The sequence below is a fragment of the Saccharicrinis aurantiacus genome, from assembly GCF_001660705.2.
Classification (GTDB): Bacteria; Bacteroidota; Bacteroidia; order Bacteroidales; family Marinilabiliaceae; genus Saccharicrinis; species Saccharicrinis aurantiacus.
Window position 1 is genome coordinate 100920 of record NZ_LYBV02000021.1, and the last position, 23573, is coordinate 124492.

Here is a 23573-nt window from a genome sequence, read left to right on the forward strand (position 1 = left end):
AGAAAGGGGTTATGGACATAGTCCATAACCCCTTTCGAATATTTTAAGAAGCCTGTGCTATTTGGCTAATAATCGCTTTAAAGTTGCCATTCCTTTAGCTTTGATATCTTTAGCGGATTTCAAGTTAAAATATAATGAACTTTCTGTCTTCCATACAGTTTTACCCTCTTTGTTAATGTAGCCCCATCCATTTGAAAATTCGACTTCAGCTAATCCATTAATAAATGGATAAGCATATTTAAATTGAGGATTAATGGAGTATTCACCTTTTGTATTTATGAATCCCCAGTAGCCATCCTCTAAAACAGGCGCTAATCCTTCGTTAAACCACATAGCGTATTCATATCGTCCATCAACAGCTTGGTTACCTTCTTTATTGATGAATATCCATTTGTTACCTTGTTTTACAGGAGCAAGTTCATTTATAAACTGCCATGCATCACTATAACTAGGTTCTATTATTACATTGCCTTCTGAATCCATAAAACCATAATCACTACCATTTTTCGTAAAGTAGGTCAAACCATCGTTAAAAAATCCTGCCTCCTCGTAAATAGCAGGGATGGCAATAGCACCTTCTTTATTAATAAATCCTATTTTATAATCCTCTGTCTGAACAAGCGATAATCCCCCGTAAAATGAATTGGGATATCTAAAATCTGAATTTAGGGTAAATTTTACATTAAATGTATTTCCTTTATATTCTATACATTTATAACTATTCTCATTACTTTCTCTTACAAATGCTAAATTGTCATAGAATTCACTCGCGTAAGAATAGGTATCTCCTATATTTACCCCTTGTTTGTCAATGTATTGTACCTTCCCATTGCTGTACGTGAGTGCAAGTCCATTTTTAGAAAATTCATATGCTTCTCTGTATTTATAATCAATAACAGGTTCTAGATTATGGTTAATATAGCCATACACTTCTGTTGTGCTTGTTTCTTCAGTATAATATGGCACTAGAATATAATAATTATCATAGAGGTCAGAATCATTTAGGTTGTCACCATTCTTATTGTAGTGCTTAATGTTATCATTATTTCTATAATAACCATAGTACTCAGTTTCTTTACTATTGTTATAATCCCAAAATGTACTAACAACATCGTTATACTCTGTTTTTTCGGTAATCTCGCGTGTTTTAGAAACGGCAGCCATGTCATAGCTAAAATGTTGTGCGAATTCGAATTCTAGAGTTTTTACATTACCGTCCTTGTCTATATAGCCTCCTTTGTTAGCTTCATGAATTGGCCAGTATTTGTTACTACGACCACCTGTTAATAAGCTCGATCCTGATTCTCCAGGTTTGGGGTCATCTTTTTTACAGGATACTGTACATAATGCAAGGGCTATAAATGCAAGGCCAGCTAGTTTTAAAGTTTTCATATTCATATGTTATAATTAAATGTTTAGGAGTTAAATAGTTTAAACAAGCTTCTTACCCTATTTTATTAATAGAGCAACAGGGCTTTATTGTGGAATTATAAATTGGATGTGTGTTTGCTTTTTATTTAGGTCGCAATATTATAATAAAATGTAATGGTGTGCAATGTTAATCATAATATATTTTTAGTCATTCGTAAAATATCTGTTATGCTGACATTAGATGGATCGATACTTAATATAACTATAAAAGGATGGTAATTGAGGTACTTTTATTCGGTATAGATAATACATTTAGCATATTTTTGATTCCTATATGCAAGCAATTTTCCTTTAAAGCTATTGTAGCTAATATTTCATAGGTATCGCGCAAATATTCCTTACCTATGGAAAAAAAATTCCATAGGTAAGGAAAAAAAACTGCATAGGTATGGAATTTTACCTCCTTGTATATGTTTGATTATCAATAATTATTAAAGGTGAAGAAATCACCTTTTTTAAGGTGTTATCCGGGTTGATAAATAGAATGTAGTTAAGCTAAAGCTACAGTGATGTTCGTTATGCAAAATCCTACTTTAGTTATTTGGCTCCACCAATATTGGTCATGTATGTACTCAACTTTTCTTCGTGCGCCAATCCTATTTTTTTTCGGATGCGATAGCGCGATGTATGCACACTTTGTAATGAGATGTTGAGTATCTGTGCCATTTCGTTACTGTCAAAATTAAGTTTTATCAATGCGCAATGTTTCTGTTCTGTAAAAGTAAGTTCAGGATGCTTTTTCTGCAGTTCTTCGTAAAAACGGTCATTAATTTCTTTGAATCTTACATCAAAATCGTTCCATAAATTCTTTTTCTGATTCAGATGTTTGTGCTGTAATTCCTTATACTTTAATGGTAAATCTTGCTTTATAATATTCAATAGCTCATTCACAGCTTGCTCTTTCTCTAGCATTTGCAGGGCATTGCTGGTTAAATCTTTATTTTTAAGTTCGAGTATGGCATTACTTTTTTCCTTTTCCAATTCTTGCTTAACCGTTATGTTTTTAATTTTGCTTTGATGGCGGTAACGCAGATAAACCACAAAACCACTAAGTATCAAAAGTAGAGAAATCAGTTGCCACTGAAGTCGAGAAGAGTTTTTCGATTTAATAATTAAGTTCTGGGCATTAATCTGATCTTCTCTTTTATTAATGGTCTCTTTATATCTGTTCTTAACTTCAAAAAGGTTTTGATTGCGTTTGTTGGTTAAATTAAACAAGCTGTCAGCCGCATGGGTTGAGGCTAATAAATTACTATAGGCTTTATTCATTAAGCCTTTTTGTTTATAGATTTCCGATATTTTAAGATATAGCTCAGGTTTAAATTCTACATATGCACCATAACTTTCCATTATATCTAAACTCTTGTGGTAATAAAATAAAGCACTGTCTACCTCTTCTTTTGCAACCTTCAAATCTCCCAGAAAAGAGTATATCACTGTTTTGTACTTTTCTTCGTTTTTACCTAAATATTGAAGCGATTTATATAAATGTGTTTTAGATCGGTGGTAACGCCCAAACTGTAAATAAATATATCCTTTATTGGCATCAACATACGGCAAGTGTTTGTCCTTTGGCTTGTTGTAGCTGCATGAATCAAGGTAACTAAACGCAACATCATATTGCTTTTTATCCATATAAAGTGTGGCGATGCTAAAATAGGTAGAGATGATTTGAGAAGTGAAATGATCATTTTCAATTTCTTTGGCTAAGCGCAAGGCATATTCAAAGTGTTGCAGTGCTTTAACTTCTTTATTAAAAATGTTGTACAAAATACCAAGGTTTCGGTTTATGGTGATAATGTAACTCTTAGGGGTGTTTGAACTAACATTTAATTGGGCTTCCCATAAGTTATCAAAGGCCGTTTCGTAGTTTCCCCTAAATCTGTCAATATCGCTTAGGCCAATTAGGCATTTGATGGTATTTATAGAATCGTACTTGCTTTTTGCAGTTGTTAATAACTGGCTCAATTCTCGATACGATTGATTGGGTGTGCTGTTGATATTACTTATGGAAGCCTTCAGTTCTTTTTCTAATTTCACCTTGGATGAATCAATATTAGATTGTGCATCTGAGTAGTGGCTAAATAGAGTGATAAATAATAGCAATAACAGTGGTGTTTTGATTAAGTGTTTGATTTGTAGTGTTCTATTTAATTTTATACTTGCTATATCAATCATTTTATAGGCTTTAAGAGTAGCGTTAGACTAGCTTTATATGTGAGCTGACTAGTTATTGTTCAGTGATAAAATGTTAAATCGGGATGTCAATATAATACTTTTGATGGAAACATTTCATGATTAAATATTTCATTTGCTTATCGTAGCCATGGGGTTTAATTATGAGCAAAAACTATTCGCTGATGCAAAATAAAAAATCTATTGTTTATGCCTTTGTACTATTTGTATTTGGCTCATTACAATTATTAAAAGCACAAGAGCTTGATTTGTCCTATATGGATCCTAACTTACCCATTGAAGAACGGGTTGAGTTACTCGTTAGTCAAATGACTTTAGAAGAAAAAATTAGTCAGATGGTAAATTCGAGTCCCGAGATACCACGCCTGAATGTAAAGAGCTACGATTGGTGGAACGAGGCTTTACACGGAATTGCACGTAATGGAAAAGCTACCATATATCCACAAGCCATTGGTTTAGGAGCAACTTTTGATCCTGAGTTGGCAAATCGTGTAGCATCGGCAATCTCTACTGAAGCCCGTGCCAAGTATATTATTAATCAAGAAATGGGAAACCATAGCAAATATGCGGGTTTAACTTTTTGGACGCCCAATGTAAATATCTTTCGCGATCCGCGTTGGGGAAGAGGGCAAGAGACCTATGGCGAAGATCCATTTTTAATGGCTCAAATGGGCGTTGCTTTCGTGAAGGGATTGCAAGGAGATGATCCTAAGTTTCTGAAATCAGCAGGTTGTGCCAAACACTTCGCTGTTCATTCGGGTCCCGAAGCAGACCGTCATCATTTTAATGCCGAACCCAATAAGCAAGATTTATACGAAACTTATTTACCTGCCTTCGAAGCGCTTGTAAAAGAGGCTAAAGTTGAAGGTGTTATGTCGGCATATAATGCAGTCTATGGCGTTCCGGCCAGTGCGAGCAAACTGTTATTAAGTGATATTTTGCGCGATCAGTGGGGTTTTAATGGATACGTAACTTCCGATTGTGGTGCCATTAGTGGTGTTTGGAATAAACTAAAATACGTAAAAACACCTGCCGAAGCTGCGGCTGTTTCTGTTAAAGCGGGTACCAATTTAAATTGTGGAGGAACTTATAAAAGCCTCAGCAAAGCAGTAGAACAAGGTTTGATTACCGAAGAAGAAATAACTGAGTCTGTTTCTCAACTATTTCGCACGCGTTATAAATTAGGTTTGATGGATGAGGATTTAGACCACCCTTATTTTAAGGTTGGGAAAGAGCATATTCATAGTGATGCCAATGTTGCCTTAGCGCGTGAGGTTGCCCAAAAATCTATTGTACTTCTAAAGAATAGTAATAACACATTGCCTTTATCAAAGGATATTAAGATTCCTTATGTAACAGGTCCTTTTGCCAATTCTGCCGATATGTTAATTGGTAGTTATTATGGAGTAAGTCCTAACCTAGTAACAGTTCTTGAAGGGGTTGCCGATGCTGTTTCTTTAAGTAGTTCATTAAATTATCGTTCGGGAGCATTGCCATTCCAAAAAAATATTAATCCAAAAAACTGGGCCCCTAATGTGGCTGCCGAGTCGGATGTTACTATTTGTGTGGTTGGTTTAACCGCCGATTTTGAAGGAGAAGAGGTGGATGCCATTGCTTCGGGTAACATTGGTGATAAGGTTGATTTAAGATTACCACAAAATCAGATTGATTATGTGCAGCAAATTGCCAAAGTGAAAAAAGGCCCTTTGGTGTTATTAATTGCAAGTGGTAGTCCGGTTTCCCTTGAGGGGATTGAGGAGCATTGCGATGCGATAATGCAGATTTGGTACCCAGGTGAGCAAGGAGGAAATGCTGTGGCAGATGTTTTATTTGGAGATGTATCGCCAAGTGGACACTTACCTATTACATTCCCTAAGAATGTTGCGCAACTTCCGAGCTATGATGATTATTCAATGCAAGGCCGCACTTATAAATACATGACTGAAGAGCCGATGTTTCCATTTGGATTTGGATTAACTTACTCAGAAACGGTTTTGAATGATTTAAAAGTAAGTACAGCCAAAATGAAGAAGAACGATGTGCTGAATATAACTATTGATGTGGCCAATACAGGCGATTACGATATTGATGAGGTAGTGCAATTGTATGTGAGTCCGGTTGAAGTAACAGGAAATATACCGCATACAAGCTTAAAGGCTTTTAAACGTATTTCTCTAAAGAAGGGCGCAACACAAAACGTAAGTTTCGAAATAGAATCAGACGACTTGAAAGTGGTAAATACCGATGGTGAAAAAGTTTGGCGTAAAGGTGCCTATAAAGTAATTGTTGGTAATGCTTCTCCTGGAGCATTAAGCGAAAGATTGGGTGCTGCTAAGCAATTAGAACAAACTATAGTATTTAAATAACGGTTCAAAATTTTTGCACAAAAAAAGGGATGTAACCGTTGTTGCATCCCTTTTTCTTAACCTAAACCCTAATCTATGAAAAAAAACTTCTTATGTCTGTTTAAAGCGGATTTCTTAAAAATTGGAACGCTTTAGAAGCGTTCCAATCTTATAACCTAAACCCTAACCTAATCTATGAAAAACTCTCTTGCTCTTCGATATGGAATATTGCAAAGCGTGTGCCATAAAATTAAGTACAAGTTGTTTTAACTCCAATTAACATTTGATCTAATTTTCTAGGGTTATTTCAGTATTTATTTCTTGATAAATTTAAATAAGTACGCCTCTCCGTTATAAGTAAATCTCAGGATATAAATGCCATTTTGTAAAGAGCTCAGATCAATGCTATTACCAAAATGCTGAGCAACCTTATTTCCAGTTAAATTGTAAACTTCAAGTTGAGTTACTTCAGATAATCCTTTTATGTTAATCCTATCTGTAGCAGGATTTGGATAAATTTCAAAGTTAGGATGTTCTATTATTTGTGCCGATGTAGATATTGCACCATTTTTTAGTCCACTTGGTATAATCTTCATCCAATTAAAATTAAAGCCAGATTTTGTTACGGCTATTGCTAATTCTAAATTACCAGCATTTAATGTAACATCATGAGAAACGCTTGTCCAGCTTTGCCAATTACCCGTTTTAGGAACGGAGATTGTTCCAAAAACCGTTCCTCCACCAAATTCTTCAAGCTGAAACTCAGCTCCGCCGTTTTCACTAGCCACTCTATATTCAATGGTATAGATACCTTTGCTTGGTATGTTAACATGGTATCCCATCCAGTCACTATTATCAATCCATCCAACATTTAGCCCACCTCCAATATCACTAGTGTTTTCTGTTTGAATACCTGACATCTCAAAATAATCTTCGGCTTCAATTAATATTGAACCTTGATCAGTTGGTTTTTCAACAACCGTTATTATGCAATTGGCATATATATCTTCAACACTGGCTTTAATAGTGTATGTTCCGATTTCCTCTCCCACGAATAAGCCATCAGAACTGATGTTGCCATTCGCAAGTTCCCATATTTCTGAAACTGCAATTTCATTGCCGTTTTGATCATATCCTTTTGCTTCCAACTGAATGCTTTCTCCAAGGTAGATTGTGCTTTCTAATGGTTCTATTGTCAGACTATTGAGATAAGGTGGCTGATCTTTTGAGATGTTAAGCTTATCAAAATTTAATGCGCCATTAAAAACCAAGCGAATAACCTGGATACCGGCATTTAGATTTATTGTTTTGCTTTTAGTTTCCCACGCATCCCAGGCTCCAGTATTCGGAATATCCATTGTTGTTATGGTGTTTTCGTTTATTTGCAATTGAATTTCTCCAGTTTCTTCAGGACTAGCAACAGTATATTCTATCTTATAGGTGTTGGTACTTTGCACATTCACCGTGTATTCAAGCCATTCGCCACTTTCTATCCAACCAATTGCATAGGATCCGTTATATCCTTCCGTTATATCCACATTCTCATCCCTATAGTCAATTCCATGGTTGTGGTCTGATAACTCATAATAAGCAGAACATCCAATATCAAAGTTCTCGCCTTCAATTAGACCTGGAATTTGTGCAGGACTGCCTAAGTATGGGCTTTGGTTTCCAGAGCATATTGTTTTGGCATTTGTTGTAACATCAGAACTTGTGCAGTCTGAGTTAAATGAGACTAAGGTAAACGTATAGTTGGTGGACTCGCTTAAATTTGAGAAAGTGTATGTTGTTATATCTTGCTCAAGCTCCACATTTTCTCCGTTAGAACAAGTAATAATATAACCATCTTCATCACTTGCATCTTTCCATGTTAGGCTAATAGAAGTAGCAGATATGTCACTTGCTGTGAATGTGCTAGGTACATCAATTGTACAAGGAGGAGTGCTAGGTTTCACCGCATCGTAAAAAGATTGATCCCAAATTAAGCCATGTGATCCATTTGCAATATTATTATTGCAAAAATCAATCATGTTGTTATAAAGATCAGCAGGTCCTTCCGAATTTGAATTGATTGCATTTTTAAGTTCCTCATAGGCACTGTTTGGTTCAATGGTCCATAGGCACTTATCGTGAGACATTTTTTTAAATGACCATGGGAAGTAATCTACATTATTGTTCACACACCAATCGGTCATGTTTCTGAGGTTGTGCATATCGCTTTCTCCATATTCGCCTAAAATTAAAGGTACGTTTAGGCTATTGCACAAGCTTAATCGGCTATCTAATTGAGATACATCTGTAGAATAATGGTGTGTTTGATATACCATATTGTCATCCCATCTTGTTGAAATACCTGATGTACTTTGTACTTGTGTATTATTCCAATCTAATTTAGCCATATCGGAACCCCACCAGCTACCTTCAGCAACAATAACGTGGTTGTTATCAACTTCTCTAATTGCATTTCTCATGCTAACCATTGAGGCTAATAGCTCAAATTCTCGTCCAGGTTGAGGAACAGGTTCGTTTATTAAATCGTAACCCCATATTATGGGTTCATCGCTATAGTAACTTGCTATGTGTTTCCATACCTTGCTTGCGATTTGCACATTATCATCGTCCCAAAACTTTACCGTTTCTCTTGGTTGACTAGCATTAGAGTTAATATTATCAGCATGGTCGCCAGGATTCTGATAGCCGGGCGCTGCGTGCATATCTAATAAAATATAAATATTATATTTTTTGCAGTATTGAATGAGGCGATCAAAGTATTGAAAGCCATCATTTTTTACAGTTGTTCCATCCCAGAATAAATTATAATGAAAAGGAACTCTTACAGAGTTAAACCCAAGGGAAGATAAATCTGCAATGGCTTGCTCAGTTACATAATTCATGCGCCATTGATGTTCAAATTCTTTGGCTTTATCCATATCGTTACCAAATGCGGTTGATAAGTTATTTAAAAACTGTGTGTGGGTTCTATAATTGAAATCACCCATCATTAAGTACCCTTCCCATAGTAGCCAGTTGCCTAGGTTCATTCCGTTAAAGTAGATATCATTTTCATTGGCGTCAACAATCTTAGTACCGTTGGTATGAATATACTGAGCCTTTATGTTAGCATTTAGGCATAAGAGTAACAATGACAACAATAGAATGTGGCCTTTTTTAAGTAGTGTTTTTTTGTTTTTTTTCATAGTGATTTTATTATTAATTAATAATGCCAGTCAATTAGTAACTGGTAGTAGATAGTATTATAGTAAAAGGGACTAGTTACTCGTAGTTATCAGTAGGTTAACGATTATTAACAAATCTATTGATACAGTTAGCTGAATAAAAACTTAGGGAACAATAAAGTGGATGATAGTTTGTTTTTTATGGGGATAAGGCGTTGTTAAAGAGTGCTTAAGGAGATTGTGTTGTTTTAAATAAAGTGGATTGAATGTTTAAATAGTATCTATATTTATTCAATTATATTAATACCTAAGATTAAAATTTAAAATATTTAGTTTTATTTGTTTTAGAATCATCTCTAGTTAAGAACTGCCTGTCGTTTTTATCATTCTTAAAATGGACTTTAACGTTATTAAGTTGTTATGAAAAATATCTATACACTAATTGTATTTCTGTTTACGCCATTTATCCTTAATGCATCAGAGTTAGATTCACTTATGAATGTGTTGCAAACAGACATCAATAAGAGACCAGCGTATGACGCACAAAAGGAAAATCGTTTAGAAAATTTTACTAAGCTTATTAAAGAAAGAAACTTACAAGGCGAAGAGTTATTTTATATAAATAATCAGTTGATTAAAGAATATGAAGCATACTCTTACGATTCAACACAGCATTATATCAAGAAAAACCTTCAATTGGCTGAATCGATTAACAGTTCTAAATTAATTGACTATTCGCGTTTGCGTTTGACTAATATTTTGGCAAGTTCTGGGCGATATTACGAGGCGATAGAAATGCTTAATAAAGTAAATGCAGCTAATTTTGAGGATGAGCAATTAATAGACTATTATCAAGATAACATTAAGATATTCACGGATCTTAGTGTATATAGCCCACTAAATGATAACTATCAAAAGTATGCTGCAATTGCCCAAAACTATACAGACTCACTTATTCCTTTATTAGGTAGTGATTCAGAAGAATTGCTGTCGATTAAAGAAAAGGAATACCGCGATAAAAGGGAGTTAGAAAAGTGTATGCAAATTAATGATATTCGTTTATCGAAGGCTAAAATGGGCAGTAGGAGATACTCCTTAATAACCTTTGAGCGTTCTTTAATCTATCAGTTGCAAAATAATACTGCGCAAAGAAAAAAGTATTTAATACTTTCTGCCATATCAGATATCAGATCGGCCATTAAAGACAATGCATCGCTTACCGAGTTAGCCTTGATTTTACACAAAGAGGGGGAAGTTGAATTGGCTTATAACTTTATAAAAGTAGCATACGATGATGCATCCTTTTATAATTCGAGGCTGCGTTTTACCCTTATTTCTAATATTCTACCTGTAATTAATCAGGCCTACTATATTAGGGGAGAAGAACAACGAGCCAAAATGCAAAATTTCTTAATCATCATTAGTTTCCTGTCGCTACTTTTTATACTCTCGCTATTTATAGGTTATCTTCAGTTGCGTACGCTTCGTAAGGCGCAGGCAAAGCAACATGAATCTAATCTTTATCAAAAGCAATTAAATAAAGATTTACAGCAAATTAATATACAGTTACAAGAAGTGAATGATGATTTAAAGGAAGCAAACCTTGTTAAGGAATATTATATAGCAAACTTTCTTACCATTTGCTCTAACTATATTGATAAGCTCGATAGCTACAACAAAAATGTATACAAGCAAATTACAAATCAAAAGGTTCAAGCCTTATTAGCTTCTTCAAAATCTAATAAATTACTAGCTGCAGAGGTAAAAGAGTTTTACCATAATTTCGACAGTACATTTTTACATATATTTCCGCACTTTGTTGAAGCGATTAATGCCTTGCTCAATGATGAAGATCAAATTATACTAAAGAATAAAGAAGCCTTAACAACTGAATTAAGGGTTTTTGCTCTAATTCGATTAGGGATTAAGGATAGCTCTCGTATAGCAAAGTTACTTCGCTACTCTGTAAATACCATTTACAACTACAGGGCAAAGCTCAAAAATATGGCTAAAGGCGATCGAGATTCATTTGAAGAAATGGTAATGAAAATTGATGCAACCCATGTGTCAATGGATTAAAAATTAACAATTCTGTTAATATCTGTTAACTAATTAACTCATTTATAGTCCACTTTTTTAGAATAGGCTTATTTTTGTAATCGCCTGTATATTAGTGGTTATTAGTATTTGGGTGTTTGTATTTATCCACTTTTTGAGTCCCTAGCTTCGCAATTCCTCTTTTTTTCAATTCTCTTTACATTCCAAAGATTGATAGGTTAAATCATCTATGTATGCATTGTATATGCATCTGGAATTAAAAGAAAATGAAATGAAAAAACTACTACTAGGTCTGATGATGATGATATGCATCGTAACTGCAAATGCACAATATAACGTTACGCTAAAAGTGATCGATAATCAAGCAGGAGCTTTAACTAATAATGTGGATGACAATAACGAAACGAATGTGTTTTGTTGGGCTGGAAATGATGATGGTACTTTATATGATGGAGATTGGTGGTACCCAATGTATACTGGAGAGTTAGGTAGAGATAATGGGTCATTATTAAAAGAAGATGGAGTATGGACTTGGCAATGTACATTTCATAATGTTGCTCCAGGTGATTACAGTTGGAACCCACATATGAAAACAATTGGTTGGCAAGCCATTAATACACTTTATTATTATGCTGATGATGCAAACCTTTCTTTCACAGTAGCCAGCGATGGCTCTATTAGTGGTAATACAACACTATCTCTTCCTTTAACTTCTACTCAGGTAAGTACAAAAACTTCAGAGCAGTATAAGGTTTACGCAAATAACAAGCGAATTATGGTTGCTGGCATAACAGATATGACACAAGTATTGGTGTATAACATGGCAGGAACATTAGTTAATAAGGTAACAACAGCAGATACAAAATATGCAGTGGAAGTAGATGAGCCAGGTTTGTATTTGGTGATAATAGATGGATCTACATTTAAGGTGAGTGTTAATTAGTCTATAGTATTAAATATCTAAATATTTATTTTTTATGAGTAAAATTCTTAGAAGGGGATATTGTAAACTCCTCTTATGTACAGTGTTGGGGTTGATTGTGTCCAGTAGCGTAGCTGCTCAGCAATCCAAATTGAGTGGTGCAGTATCCGATACAAATGGAAATCCTATTCCAGGCGTATCAATTCAAGTGAAGGGATCAATGCTTGGGACAATTACGGATATGGATGGAAAATATGCGCTTAGCTTAGAGGGAAATACACAGAGCGTTATTGTGTATAGTTTTATAGGTATGCAAAGTCAAGAAGTGGTATGGACTAATCAAACTACTATTGATGTTGTGTTGCTTGATGAGGTTCACGGACTAAATGAAGTTTTGGTTGTAGGTTATGGAACGCAAGAGAAGAAGGATATTACCGGAGCTGTTGCTTTGGTAGGAGCCGAAGAATTAGAGTCGCGACCAAATACACAATTAGGGTCCTTAATTCAAGGTAGAGCTGCAGGTGTTCGTGTAGCTTCAAGTTCTGGTAAACCATCGCAAGGTTTAAGTATTAGAGTGCGTGGTACAAACTCTGTTACGGCAGGTAGTGAGCCACTATATGTAATAGATGGTATACCTACCAGTGATACGCGATCTATCAATCCGGCTGATGTGGAAACCATTACGGTGCTGAAGGATGCCTCTTCAGCCGCTATTTACGGATCGCAAGGTGCCAATGGAGTTGTTTTAATTACAACAAAAAAAGGAACTACAGGTAAACCAACAGTAACTTTTGATGCATATACCGGATTCTCTGAAGTATGGAATACTCTACATGTATTAAATGGTGAGCAGTATAGAGATTTAATGACCGAGATGGGACAGTCAACGGATTGGAACAAATACAATAAGAACACCGATTGGCAAAATGAGATTTTTCAGCGAGGCGCATCTCAAAACTATCAGTTATCTATGTCTGGTAAAAGTGAGCAAACGTCTTATTACGTTTCTGGAGGATGGGTTCAGCAAAAGGGTGCCGTTAGAAGCTCTGAGATGGATCGTGCTAACTTTAAAATTAATTTAGATCAAGAGGTAAACGATTGGTTATCTGTTGGAACTCGAATTGCTTATACAAAGTATCGCGATGTTGATGTAAACGATAACAATGCAGTTAATCAAGGTGGTGTTTTAACAGGAGCCTTAAATACACCGTCGGTAATTGGTATTTATAACGAGGATGGCACTTTTACGAGTAATCCATTTCAAAACTGGGAAAATCCTGTGGCAAGTACCGATGGATCTGAGCGCGAATATAACAGCGAGCGTTTCTTAGGTAATATGTATGTTAAAATACAGTTTCTTAAAGATTTTAACTTCAAAAGTAATTTTGGAGTAGACAATAGTAATGGTGTTTACGATTACTTTTTAGATCCTTACCGCACCAGTTATGGTCGTGCTAAAACCGGAATTGGAACTAATAATACGGATAGATCAAGCTATTGGATGACTGAGAATATCCTTAGTTTTAACAAAAAAATCGGAAATCATAATATTGAAGCTTTAGCAGGTAATGTTATTCAGAAATACCTTTGGGAGAATGCATACATTACTACAGAGAATTTTTCTAGTGATGGCATTACAACCACAAATGGAGGTTCAATCATATCGAGTGCAGGAAATACCAAAGCTGAAAAATCAAATGTTTCTTATTTGAGTCGATTAAATTATGGCTTTGCAGATAAATACCTTATCACAGCCAACTTTAGAGCGGATGCATCTAGTGTTTTTGGTGAGGATAACAGATGGGGTTACTTCCCTTCATTCTCAACAGGATGGCGTATGTCTCAAGAATCATTTATGCAGGATATTTCATTTTTAAATGATTTAAAGATAAGAGCTGGTTGGGGTATTGTAGGTAACGATCAAATTAGAAATTATGCCCACTACGGAACTGTAGGTTCTAACAATTACCCAATTGGAGGTAGTTTAATGCCCGGAACTTATCCTCAAACAATGGATAACAAATCCTTAAAATGGGAAGAATCAGAGCAAACAAATATTGGATTAGATATAAATGTATTTAACGGAAGAATTCAATTTGTGGCAGATGCTTATTTGCGTAAAACTCGCGATTTATTATTGGATGCCCCACTTCCTACAAGTACGGGTTATACTTCTGCTCTTCAGAATATCGGAAACCTTGAAAATAAAGGTCTTGAGTTTAGCTTGAATACAACCAATATAGATAAAGAAATAAAGTGGACATCAGGCTTTAATATCTCGTTTAACCGAAACGAAGTTACAAACTTGGTAGTAAAAAGCTTACCAATGGGTAATGTTGCAGGAAGAGGAGAAGCCATCTTATTAGAAGAAGGACAGCCCTTAGGTACTTTATATGGTTATGTATGGGGAGGTGTAGATCCTGAAACAGGAAATGCCTATTATTTAGATAGCAATGGGGAGAGTACTTTTAACCCAACAGCCGATGATCGTACTGTGATTGGAAATGCGAATCCTGATTTCTTTTATGGTTTTAGTAATACTTTAAGTTATAAAGGAATTGGCTTAAATATTTTCTTTGAAGGTGCACATGGTAATGATATGCTTAATGCTACGCGAATTGATTCGGAGGGTATGATTGATCCTAAAAATCAGCTTGCAACTGTTAACAATAGATGGAGAGAGCCAGGTGATGTTACAGATATTCCAAGAGCAAGTTGGGCAAATACTGATAATTCGCGCATCTCAACCCGCTTTATTGAAGATGCTTCTTACCTAAGATTAAAAACGGTTAGTTTAAGTTACGATTTGCCACAGAGTTTACTATCAAAAATAAACCTTAGCAATGTGCGAATTTATGCAACCGGTGAAAACTTACTCACTTTTACAAACTACAGTGGTTTTGATCCTGAGGTAAATGCTTTTGGAGGTTCTAATACCATGCAAGGAATTGATTATGGTACTTATCCGCAAACGCGAAATTATATTTTTGGTTTGAATGTTACATTTTAATCTTCATTACTACGAGAATATTTAGTAGCAATTTAATACACTTATTATTCTCCCATTAATACAAGCAATATGAAATTACATAAATATATATTAGCATTAGTTATTGGCGTTTCGGCCTCGTCGTGTAACGACTTTCTGGATCTAAAGCCAATTTCGGAAGAAACAACTGCTAATGCCTACAATAAATTAAGTCAAATAGAGGCAGCTCTAACTGGTACTTACGAATCATTTCAATCTGATGCGTATGTATGGAATAATGTACAGTTTCAAGATGTTCGCTCAGATAATCACTATGCAGGTGGCGATAATCCATTTTTTTATGAGGTAGATTATTTAGATATATCTGCAACAAACGAAAAAGTCTATCAAAGTTGGTCTAATATTTATAACGCCGTATTAAAGGCGAATATAGTATTGGAACGTATTCACGATGTTACAGATCCTTTGTTAACCGAAGAAAGAAAAAATGAAATTATTGGAGAAGCGTTATTCTTACGTGCATTTCATTATTACAATCTGGTAAATCTATACGGAGGTGTACCTTTAGTACTTCAGGTAACTAACTCTACAGATGCTTCAAAAGTGAATATCCCGCGTTCAACGGCAACAGAGGTATTTGCACAAATTATTACAGATTTAGAGGAATCAAGTCAACTTTTACCCGATACCTATGGATCGGATGCCAATGTAAATAAAGCACGTGCTACAGCTGGTGCAGCATGGGCATTGTTAGCAAAGGCGTATGCACAAAAGCCGAACCCGGATTATGCCAAGGTGCTTGAATGTATTGCAGAGCTTGATAAAAGTGCTGCAAATTATAGACTGATAGATTATACTCACCTGTTTGATGGTGCACATTTTAATAACGATGAGTCGATACTTGAAGCACAATGGATTGCTGGTTCTGATGGTAACTGGGGCCCACAAATGTTATTGCCACCTTCAATAAGTGGCGATGATTGGAGAAAATTTGTAACGCCTTCTCAAGATTTAATAGCCGCCTTTGATTCAGAAGGTGACGATATCAGAAAAAATGCTTCTGTGTTAATGGAGAACGTTTCATGGATTGATGAATATTATGGTATAGATCAGCCAAGTGATGATAATCCACTACCCAATGATGTGGCTTTTGCTTACAAATGGAAAAATGCATCGGGATGGTCAAGTGCCGACAGACAGTATTTTTTACGCTATGGCGATATCGTATTGCTTAAGGCAGAAGCTTTAAACGAAACAGGGCAATTGGGATTAGCTGCCGATGAAGTAGATCGTATTAGAACGCGAGTTAACCTACCTAAGTTAACGCCAGAGCAAAAAAGTTCAAAGGAAGTTTTAAAGATGCGCATTTTAAAAGAGCGCAGATTGGAGTTGGCGCAAGAGGCGCAGCGTTGGGATGATTTAGTACGTTATGGAGTAGTGGTTCAAACAATGAACGATTTGGTTGAGATTGATTTAAGAAATAATACGCCAATAGATTATAACATGACAGAATCGAAGATTCTATTACCAATTCCACAGCAAGAGCTTGATAGAAATCCTGAACTAGTTCAAAATCCTTAAAACAATAATGATGAAAAATATAATATTGGTATTATTAGTATCCCTAATGGTTTGGGGATGTGAAGAAGAGAGTAATCTCGATCCAAGTGGGAATTGGGAGTTAAGTGAACCTGCGGTAAAAACCTTTAATGAGGGTAATACACTGGTTTTAGACGAATCAAAACCACAAGAGATAATCACCTTTAACTGGGAAGCTGCTGTTTCTTCCGAAAGATATGGTGTATACTACACCGTACTGATTGATTCTTTAGATGCTGAAGATAGTAGTGCTCCAATTCTAAAAATAGATGCTTTAGAAGGAGGAAAAGCCCTGTCGGCAACAACAACTTATATGGAGTTAAATGATGCTTTATATATGACGGGTTTTAAAGCTGGTGAAGATTTGGAATTAACATGGACGGTTGTAGCCAATTGTTTAAGTAAACAAACACAAGCTGGCGAATCGTTAAAAGTAAATAGATACGATGACGATAAACTGTTTTTAGCCGGAGCTGCAACAGAGGTGGGTAACGATGCTTCAAATGCAATTTTAATGTACCGTAATGTTAATGGAGCAAACGAAAAACTGCATTTATTTGAGTCTTACACTTTATTAAAAGCCAATGAGCCTTTCATGGTTTATAATGGTAGGAGTGAAAATGCGGTGCAATATGGTCTTTCCGAAGATGGTAAACTAGTTAAGGATGGTGATCCGATTGTTGTAGATACAGAATCGGTTTATAGAGTTGTTGTTGATTTTGATCAAATGACAATTGAATTAAATCCTATTGAAAGATTAGGGATTATTGGAGCTCCTCTTGAAAATGGTTGGGATTCTGACGAAATGTTAGCCTATAAAGGTATGGGTATTTGGCAATCTGACATTAGCTTTGTTGGTACCGGGAGTTTTATTTTCAGAACAAATGACAACTGGAGTTATAACCTGAAAAAGGTAGTCGGTTCAAGCAATACTATTATGTCAGAAAGCTTTGCTGGCGACCAGGGTATTGATGTAGAAGACTTCTCTATGGATGAACCGGGTTATTATACACTTACCGTAAACTTGGTTGGCGAGGGTTATACCTTAGATGTACAAAAAGCGCCAGAGTCGCGTATGTATTTAATTGTAAACGGAAGTAGTCACGAGTTAACTATGGTAGGCGATGGAATATTTACTACAACTGAATATTTGGCGCTACAACCTACTGATGCATTAATAATTAATACAGAATCTGATGGTTCAGGAATGAGCTATAGCACAAGTGATGCCATTGAAAGTGGTAGTGGCGATAAAGTTGAGGGTACTGTTGCTCTATCGAATATGGATGCAACTTTTTCAACAAGTTTCGATCAGGCTTTTGGTTTTACAGTAGATGTGAATGCTGGCGAATTAACTTGGCACCACTATAATATTAAATTATTCCATTGGGATGATGATGCCGAAGGTGGTTGGGATGATAAAGTAGAAGTACTAATGACTTATTCTCATCCTTATACATTTACCGCTACAACAGATTTGCAGGCAGATTTCGAATCTAAGTTCTTTTCTCCTTGGGATGTTCAGTTTGGCGCTGATGATCCTAATGCCTTGGCGGGATCTATGACTAACGGAGGAGGTTCAAACTTCACTAATATAAGTGCCAGTGGAAGCTATGATGTTACAATTGTTGTGGCTGGTGATTATGCAACAGGAACATACGAGTTTAAAGCCAGATAACTACAGTTGAAACTAGTGTCTGTTACTTTAGCAGACATTAGTTTCATTATTTAATTAATGACGATGATGAAATCAAAAAATACAATTTCAATTACCTTTCTGTTTTTACTAGTTTTCAGTATGATGGGAGCTCGTTGTAAAAAGGATACGGAAGAAACTCCAAAACCTCCAGTTACCCCTGAGGTAATTGATGTTACAGCTTATCTTTCATCTAATGATGGTAGCTCTAAGTTTCAGAAACAAGATTGGACTTTCTCTGAAATCTCAGAAAATGGGAAGCCTACGATTGTAGTTGATGCTGAAACACAGTTTCAGGAGATAGATGGCTTTGGATATACCCTAACCGGAGGTAGCGCCATGCTCTTAAAAGGTATGAGCGATGTAAAACGTAGTGTTTTATTAAACGAATTATTTGGTACACAGGACAATCAGATAGGCGTAAGTTATTTGCGTATTAGTATTGGGGCTTCTGATTTAGATTCTTATACTTTTTCGTATAACGATTTACCTCCAGGCGAAACCGATGTAGATATGACTCAGTTTTCTTTGGCTCCTGATCAAGATTTCTTGATTCCAGTCTTGAAAGAAATATTAGCGATAAATCCTACTATTAAAATATTAGGATCGCCTTGGTCTCCTCCTGTATGGATGAAGACGAATAATGCCACAAAAGGGGGCGAATTAAAAGAAGAGTTTTATCAAGCGTACGCCAATTATTTTGTAAAGTATGTGCAAGAGATGGCTCAAAACGGGATAATTATCGATGCCATTACAATTCAAAACGAACCATTGCATCCGGGCAATAACCCAAGTTTATATATGCCAGCTCTTGCGCAAGCAAACTTTATTAAAACAGCACTTGGACCAACTTTTGAGGCCAATGGCATAAAAACTAAAATTATTCTTTACGATCATAATGCAGATAAACCAGAATATCCGATCTCAATACTCGACGATCCAGAGGCGAAGAAGTATGTTAATGGTTCAGGGTTTCATTTATATGGTGGAGATATAAATAATTTGAGCAAGGTGCATAATGCACATCCAGACAGAAGTTTGTATTTTACAGAGCAGTGGATTGGAGCGCCGGGTAACTTTGGCGAAGATTTGGTTTGGCATACCAATAATCTAATTATAGGTGCTACTCGCAATTGGTGTCGTAATGTATTGGAGTGGAATTTAGCATCAGATCCTAATTTAGGGCCTCACACAGAGGGTGGGTGTACCGAATGCCTAGGTGCTTTAACTATCGATAATGATGATATAACCAGAAATCCCGCTTATTATATTATAGCTCATGCTTCAAAATTTGTACGTCCAGGATCTGTGAGATTAGATTCCAATGTACCATCAAACCTTAACAATGTGGCTTTTTCAACACCCGATGGAAAAACTGTAGTGGTGGTGATTAATAACGCAGATTCTGAACAGGAATTTAACATGCAGGTGGACGGTAAATTAATAACTAGCAAATTGGCTTCAAAAGCTGTAGCTACTTATGTGTATACCCCTGAAGCGGAGTAGGCACGCAGATTAACTAACGCAAAACAAGTAGGATTATCTTCCTCCATTTCGGGAGGTAATCCTAAAAAATAAAGAGACTATATGAACTTTAAAAATTTAATTGCAATAGGGCTTTTAGCTGTGGCATGTTCACCACAAAAGACATGTGAAAAAGAAGTGCCAGCTAACATTGAATGGTCGCATAAATCTAACATTTCAGTTTACGAGACTTCGGCTAATACTGATCATAGGTTATCCGCAACACCATCAACTAGTTTTGGTAAGGCAATACAACCTTTAGAAACAGAATTGGCAGTTTTTGTTAATCCATCTAAGCAGTTTCAAACCTTTATAGGTATTGGTGGAGCAATAACTGATGCGGTTACCGAAGTTTTTGATCAGTTATCAGCTCCAAAGCAAAAAGAATTAATGGATGCTTACTACGGTCCAAATGGTATTGATTATACTTTATTGCGTACCACAATTCATAGTTCAGATTTTGGCAGCGAAAGCTATACTTATATTGAGGAGGGCGATAAAGACTTAAAAACTTTCTCTATTGATAGAGACAAAAAGCTTCGCATTCCAATGATTAAGGAAGCCATGCGATTGGCAAGCGACTCTTTACTATTTTATGTGAGTCCTTGGAGTCCGCCTGCTTTTATGAAAGGACGAGAGAACATGCTTAGAGGTGGTTCATTATTACCAGAATTTTATCAGTCGTGGGCATCGTATTACGCTAAGTTTATTAAGGCTTATGAAGCAGAAGGAATGCCAATTTGGGGACTTACTATTCAGAACGAACCAATGGCCGTTCAAACTTGGGAGTCGTGTGTGTATACTGCTGAAGAGGAAAGAGATTTCTTAAAAAAATACCTAGGGCCAACCTTAGAGAAAGAAGGATTAGGCGATAAAAACATTGTGGTTTGGGATCATAACAGAGACTTAATTACGCAACGTGCCAATACTATTTTTGGTGATCCTGAAGCGGCTAAATATGCATGGGGAATTGGTTTTCATTGGTACGAGCGATGGGCCGGTGGCGAGTCGATGTGGGATAACCTTAAAAATGTAAAAGAATCCTATCCTGATAAAGAATTGTTATTTACAGAAGGTTGTATTGAGTCATTCGACGTAACAGAATATCAACGTTGGTCGAATGGTGAGCGATATGGAAAATCAATGATTAACGATTTTAATGCTGGAACAGTAGGGTGGACCGATTGGAATATTTTGTTAGATCATACCGGTGGACCTAATCACGTAGGCAATTTTTGTTTTGCACCAATCCATGCCGATACACGCACAGATGAATTAATTTATACACCATCGTATTATTATATCGGACATTTTTCAAAGTTCATTCGTTCGGGAGCTAAAAGAGTGAGCACAAGTTGCAGCAGAAGTTATTTTCACAGCACTTCGTTCTTAAATGCCGATGGAAGCATGGTAACTGTTGTAATGAACGATACGGATGAAGCCATCAATTATAAATTAATTGTTGATGAGCTTGAAACCAAATTAGAGATTGCAGCCCACGGAATTCAAACGCTTGTTTATTAAGGCGTCTACAGTTATACCTATTTCTTAATAAGTGCACATTTTTATAACAGTTATGCCCAGCTTGAATTCATATTAAATCTTGATTAAACAATGAACCAAATTAAACTGATCATTATAGCATTAACAATTTCTTTTACAGCAAGTAGTCAAACAGCACATGTTAACTATTTAAAAGAAAACAGTAATGAACCCTCTGCGTATTTGAATCATCTATTTAGTCAGAATGATTTGGTGTTTTTATGCGAACGAATGCATACTGAAATGACTCAGTATGATTTTGTACAAGAAATTATATCAACAGACTGGTTTATCAAAAACGTTGGTTTTGTTATAACAGAGATGTGTACACGAACAATTCAGGATAAGCTTGATAGTCTTCTGTTATCAGAAGACTTACCAAGCGAAGACTTACAGAATGCCCTAATAAGCATATGTCGAAACAATTCAGTACATACTTTATGGAGTAATTCTAGCTTTTACAATTTTGTAAAACACATTTACGAATTAAATCAAAAGTTAGAAGGTGATGACAAGGTTCGTTTAATTGGTGCCGATATCAGTTATTCTTGGGATTCAATAAAAAGTAAAAATGATGCCAAAATTGCCATTCAGCCTAATAGAGATACAGAAATGGGGCAATTTATTGTAGACTGGTATAACAATGATTCTACCCGGAAGGCATTAGTAATTATGAATACAAGGCATGCGTATTTTTCAAAGTACTCTGCTGCAAAATATACAAAATGGAAGTTGCCGCACACTACAACTAATGTTTACTTAAATGAGTGTTCAATGTCAGGAAAGCTTATAAATAAGGGTGTTTGGGACAATTCATTTGAAACTTTAGGTAATAAGCCGATGGCTTTTAAACTAAAAGGCTCTCCATTTGGTAAAGACCCATTCGATCATTTTTATAACAATAAACAAAAACTAATTTGGGAAGAGGTATTTGACCATCTCGTATTCTATAATCCTATAGAAGAGATGTACACTTCTACAGGAGTGAGCGGCCTAGTTACAAGTGATTTTGAAGCGGAATACAACAGACGGCATAAATTCAGGTGGTATAGAAAACCTAAAACCTTTTTTCAAAGAAGGCTTAGAAATAGTAAGCATCAAGAGATAAAAATCAAATTATATAGAAAATCAGGGAACCGTGTTTACTTACGGAAAGGGTAATGACTGATTGAATGATAGCAGGGCATAACAATGTATCATAAGTAATGCGTTAAAAGTATTATTATAAACGATATAGTAGTTAATAAATGACGGTGTAAGCTGATAGTTTGGAGGGGAAACCTCCAGCTACTCATTCTCTCACCGATATGTGCACTTTATTCTATGAAAAACTTAAATCTAAAATAATGGAAAGAAATACATTAGTAGGAAGTGATAGAGGTGGAGGTGAGCAATATTTATCTAATTCTGGAGCAAGTCTTAGTTCAGAAGATTTAATAGCTGTAGGTTTTAAAGAACAGCATCATTTTATTGCACGCAATGCCGTAATTTTTAAACTATCGCGAAATAGGCATTTGTGTTTGGCCAATATTGGTACTATTGAAGAAGAACTCTGGCTTTGCGAATCTGACCATCAGAATGACAAAAAGATTATTGATATGGTTAGCCTCCATAATTATAAATATAACGGATATATAGATATTCAGAAAGTAAAAGGAATCTTAAGTCTAGTAGACTAAAGGTTTAAAGTAGCGAGACATTATATCGTTAACAAGGTGTACTAATATTGCTAAGTATGGCCATAAAAAAAGCCCGATATCAATTTGATATCGGGCTTCTTCTGTTGTCCCACTAGGGCTCGAACCTAGACTCTTCTGTACCAAAAACAGACGTGTTGCCAGTTACACCATGGGACAATCCTAGTCTTTCTCTGTGAAAGCGATGCAAAAGTAATTTATTTTTTAAAACTGACAAAATAAAATACTCAGATTTTCAATCTTTTTTCATATTTATCAGATGTAGGCATATTAGTATATTGTATTGCAGTGATTTAGGTTTTGTGTCTTTAATTTCTCTAACTTTAATAGTCAAAAACTACGTGATACACCTAATTATTAGATATCAGTTAGACACCAATATATTTTATGGCTTAATA

General features: G+C 35.7%; 13 protein-coding genes and 1 tRNA gene. 10 read left to right on the forward strand and 4 right to left on the reverse strand.

Annotation, left to right across the window (positions count from 1 at the left end; genetic code table 11):
* Positions 1-57: 57 nt before the first annotated feature.
* On the reverse strand, positions 58-1392 hold the full coding sequence (locus tag A8B35_RS08565; protein WP_171973177.1) for a WG repeat-containing protein: 1335 nt from the start codon (positions 1390-1392) through the stop codon (positions 58-60).
* A gap of 576 nt (positions 1393-1968) precedes the next feature.
* Positions 1969-3609, reverse strand: coding sequence for a tetratricopeptide repeat protein (locus A8B35_RS08570; protein ID WP_075602710.1), 1641 nt, complete (start codon positions 3607-3609; stop codon positions 1969-1971).
* Positions 3610-3791: 182 nt separating this feature from the next.
* On the opposite strand from A8B35_RS08570, the gene A8B35_RS08575 reads away from it, so the two are divergent.
* Positions 3792-5993, forward strand: a complete 2202-nt coding sequence (locus A8B35_RS08575; RefSeq protein WP_083634383.1) for a glycoside hydrolase family 3 C-terminal domain-containing protein — start codon at positions 3792-3794, stop codon at positions 5991-5993.
* Positions 5994-6286: 293 nt separating this feature from the next.
* Here A8B35_RS08575 and A8B35_RS08580 read toward each other — a convergent pair whose 3' ends face one another.
* Positions 6287-9169, reverse strand: coding sequence for a carbohydrate-binding protein (locus A8B35_RS08580; RefSeq protein ID WP_075602711.1), 2883 nt, complete (start codon positions 9167-9169; stop codon positions 6287-6289).
* Between the two features lie 399 nt (positions 9170-9568).
* On the opposite strand from A8B35_RS08580, the gene A8B35_RS08585 reads away from it, so the two are divergent.
* The 9 genes from A8B35_RS08585 to A8B35_RS08625 all read left to right on the forward strand — a co-directional run bounded on the left by A8B35_RS08585 (position 9569) and on the right by A8B35_RS08625 (position 23157).
* The gene (locus tag A8B35_RS08585; RefSeq protein ID WP_075602712.1) at positions 9569-11227 is read left to right on the forward strand and encodes a DUF6377 domain-containing protein; all 1659 of its coding nucleotides are present in this window, start codon (positions 9569-9571) and stop codon (positions 11225-11227) included.
* Positions 11228-11477: 250 nt separating this feature from the next.
* Positions 11478-12149 (forward strand): hypothetical protein, encoded by a 672-nt coding sequence (locus A8B35_RS08590; protein WP_139314846.1) that lies wholly within the window; start codon positions 11478-11480, stop codon positions 12147-12149.
* 34 nt (positions 12150-12183) lie between these two features.
* Positions 12184-15138: a SusC/RagA family TonB-linked outer membrane protein gene (locus A8B35_RS08595; protein ID WP_075602714.1), complete on the forward strand. Its 2955-nt coding sequence runs from the start codon at positions 12184-12186 to the stop codon at positions 15136-15138.
* A 69-nt stretch (positions 15139-15207) separates the two neighbouring features.
* On the forward strand, positions 15208-16698 hold the full coding sequence (locus A8B35_RS08600; protein WP_075602715.1) for a RagB/SusD family nutrient uptake outer membrane protein: 1491 nt from the start codon (positions 15208-15210) through the stop codon (positions 16696-16698).
* A 10-nt stretch (positions 16699-16708) separates the two neighbouring features.
* Complete coding sequence (locus A8B35_RS08605) at positions 16709-18394, forward strand: SusE domain-containing protein (protein WP_075602716.1); 1686 nt, start codon at positions 16709-16711, stop codon at positions 18392-18394.
* A 63-nt stretch (positions 18395-18457) separates the two neighbouring features.
* Positions 18458-19918 carry a glycoside hydrolase family 30 protein gene (locus A8B35_RS08610; protein WP_222844126.1) on the forward strand — a complete coding sequence of 487 codons (1461 nt, stop codon included), beginning with the start codon at positions 18458-18460 and terminating at the stop codon, positions 19916-19918.
* An 81-nt stretch (positions 19919-19999) separates the two neighbouring features.
* Complete coding sequence (locus A8B35_RS08615) at positions 20000-21460, forward strand: glycoside hydrolase family 30 protein (RefSeq protein ID WP_075602718.1); 1461 nt, start codon at positions 20000-20002, stop codon at positions 21458-21460.
* Between the two features lie 90 nt (positions 21461-21550).
* Positions 21551-22639 carry a hypothetical protein gene (locus A8B35_RS08620; protein ID WP_075602719.1) on the forward strand — a complete coding sequence of 363 codons (1089 nt, stop codon included), beginning with the start codon at positions 21551-21553 and terminating at the stop codon, positions 22637-22639.
* A gap of 185 nt (positions 22640-22824) precedes the next feature.
* Positions 22825-23157 (forward strand): hypothetical protein, encoded by a 333-nt coding sequence (locus A8B35_RS08625; protein WP_075602720.1) that lies wholly within the window; start codon positions 22825-22827, stop codon positions 23155-23157.
* 104 nt (positions 23158-23261) lie between these two features.
* Here the strand turns inward: A8B35_RS08625 and A8B35_RS08630 are convergent.
* Positions 23262-23334 (reverse strand) — tRNA-Gln (locus A8B35_RS08630).
* Positions 23335-23573 lie beyond the last annotated feature (239 nt).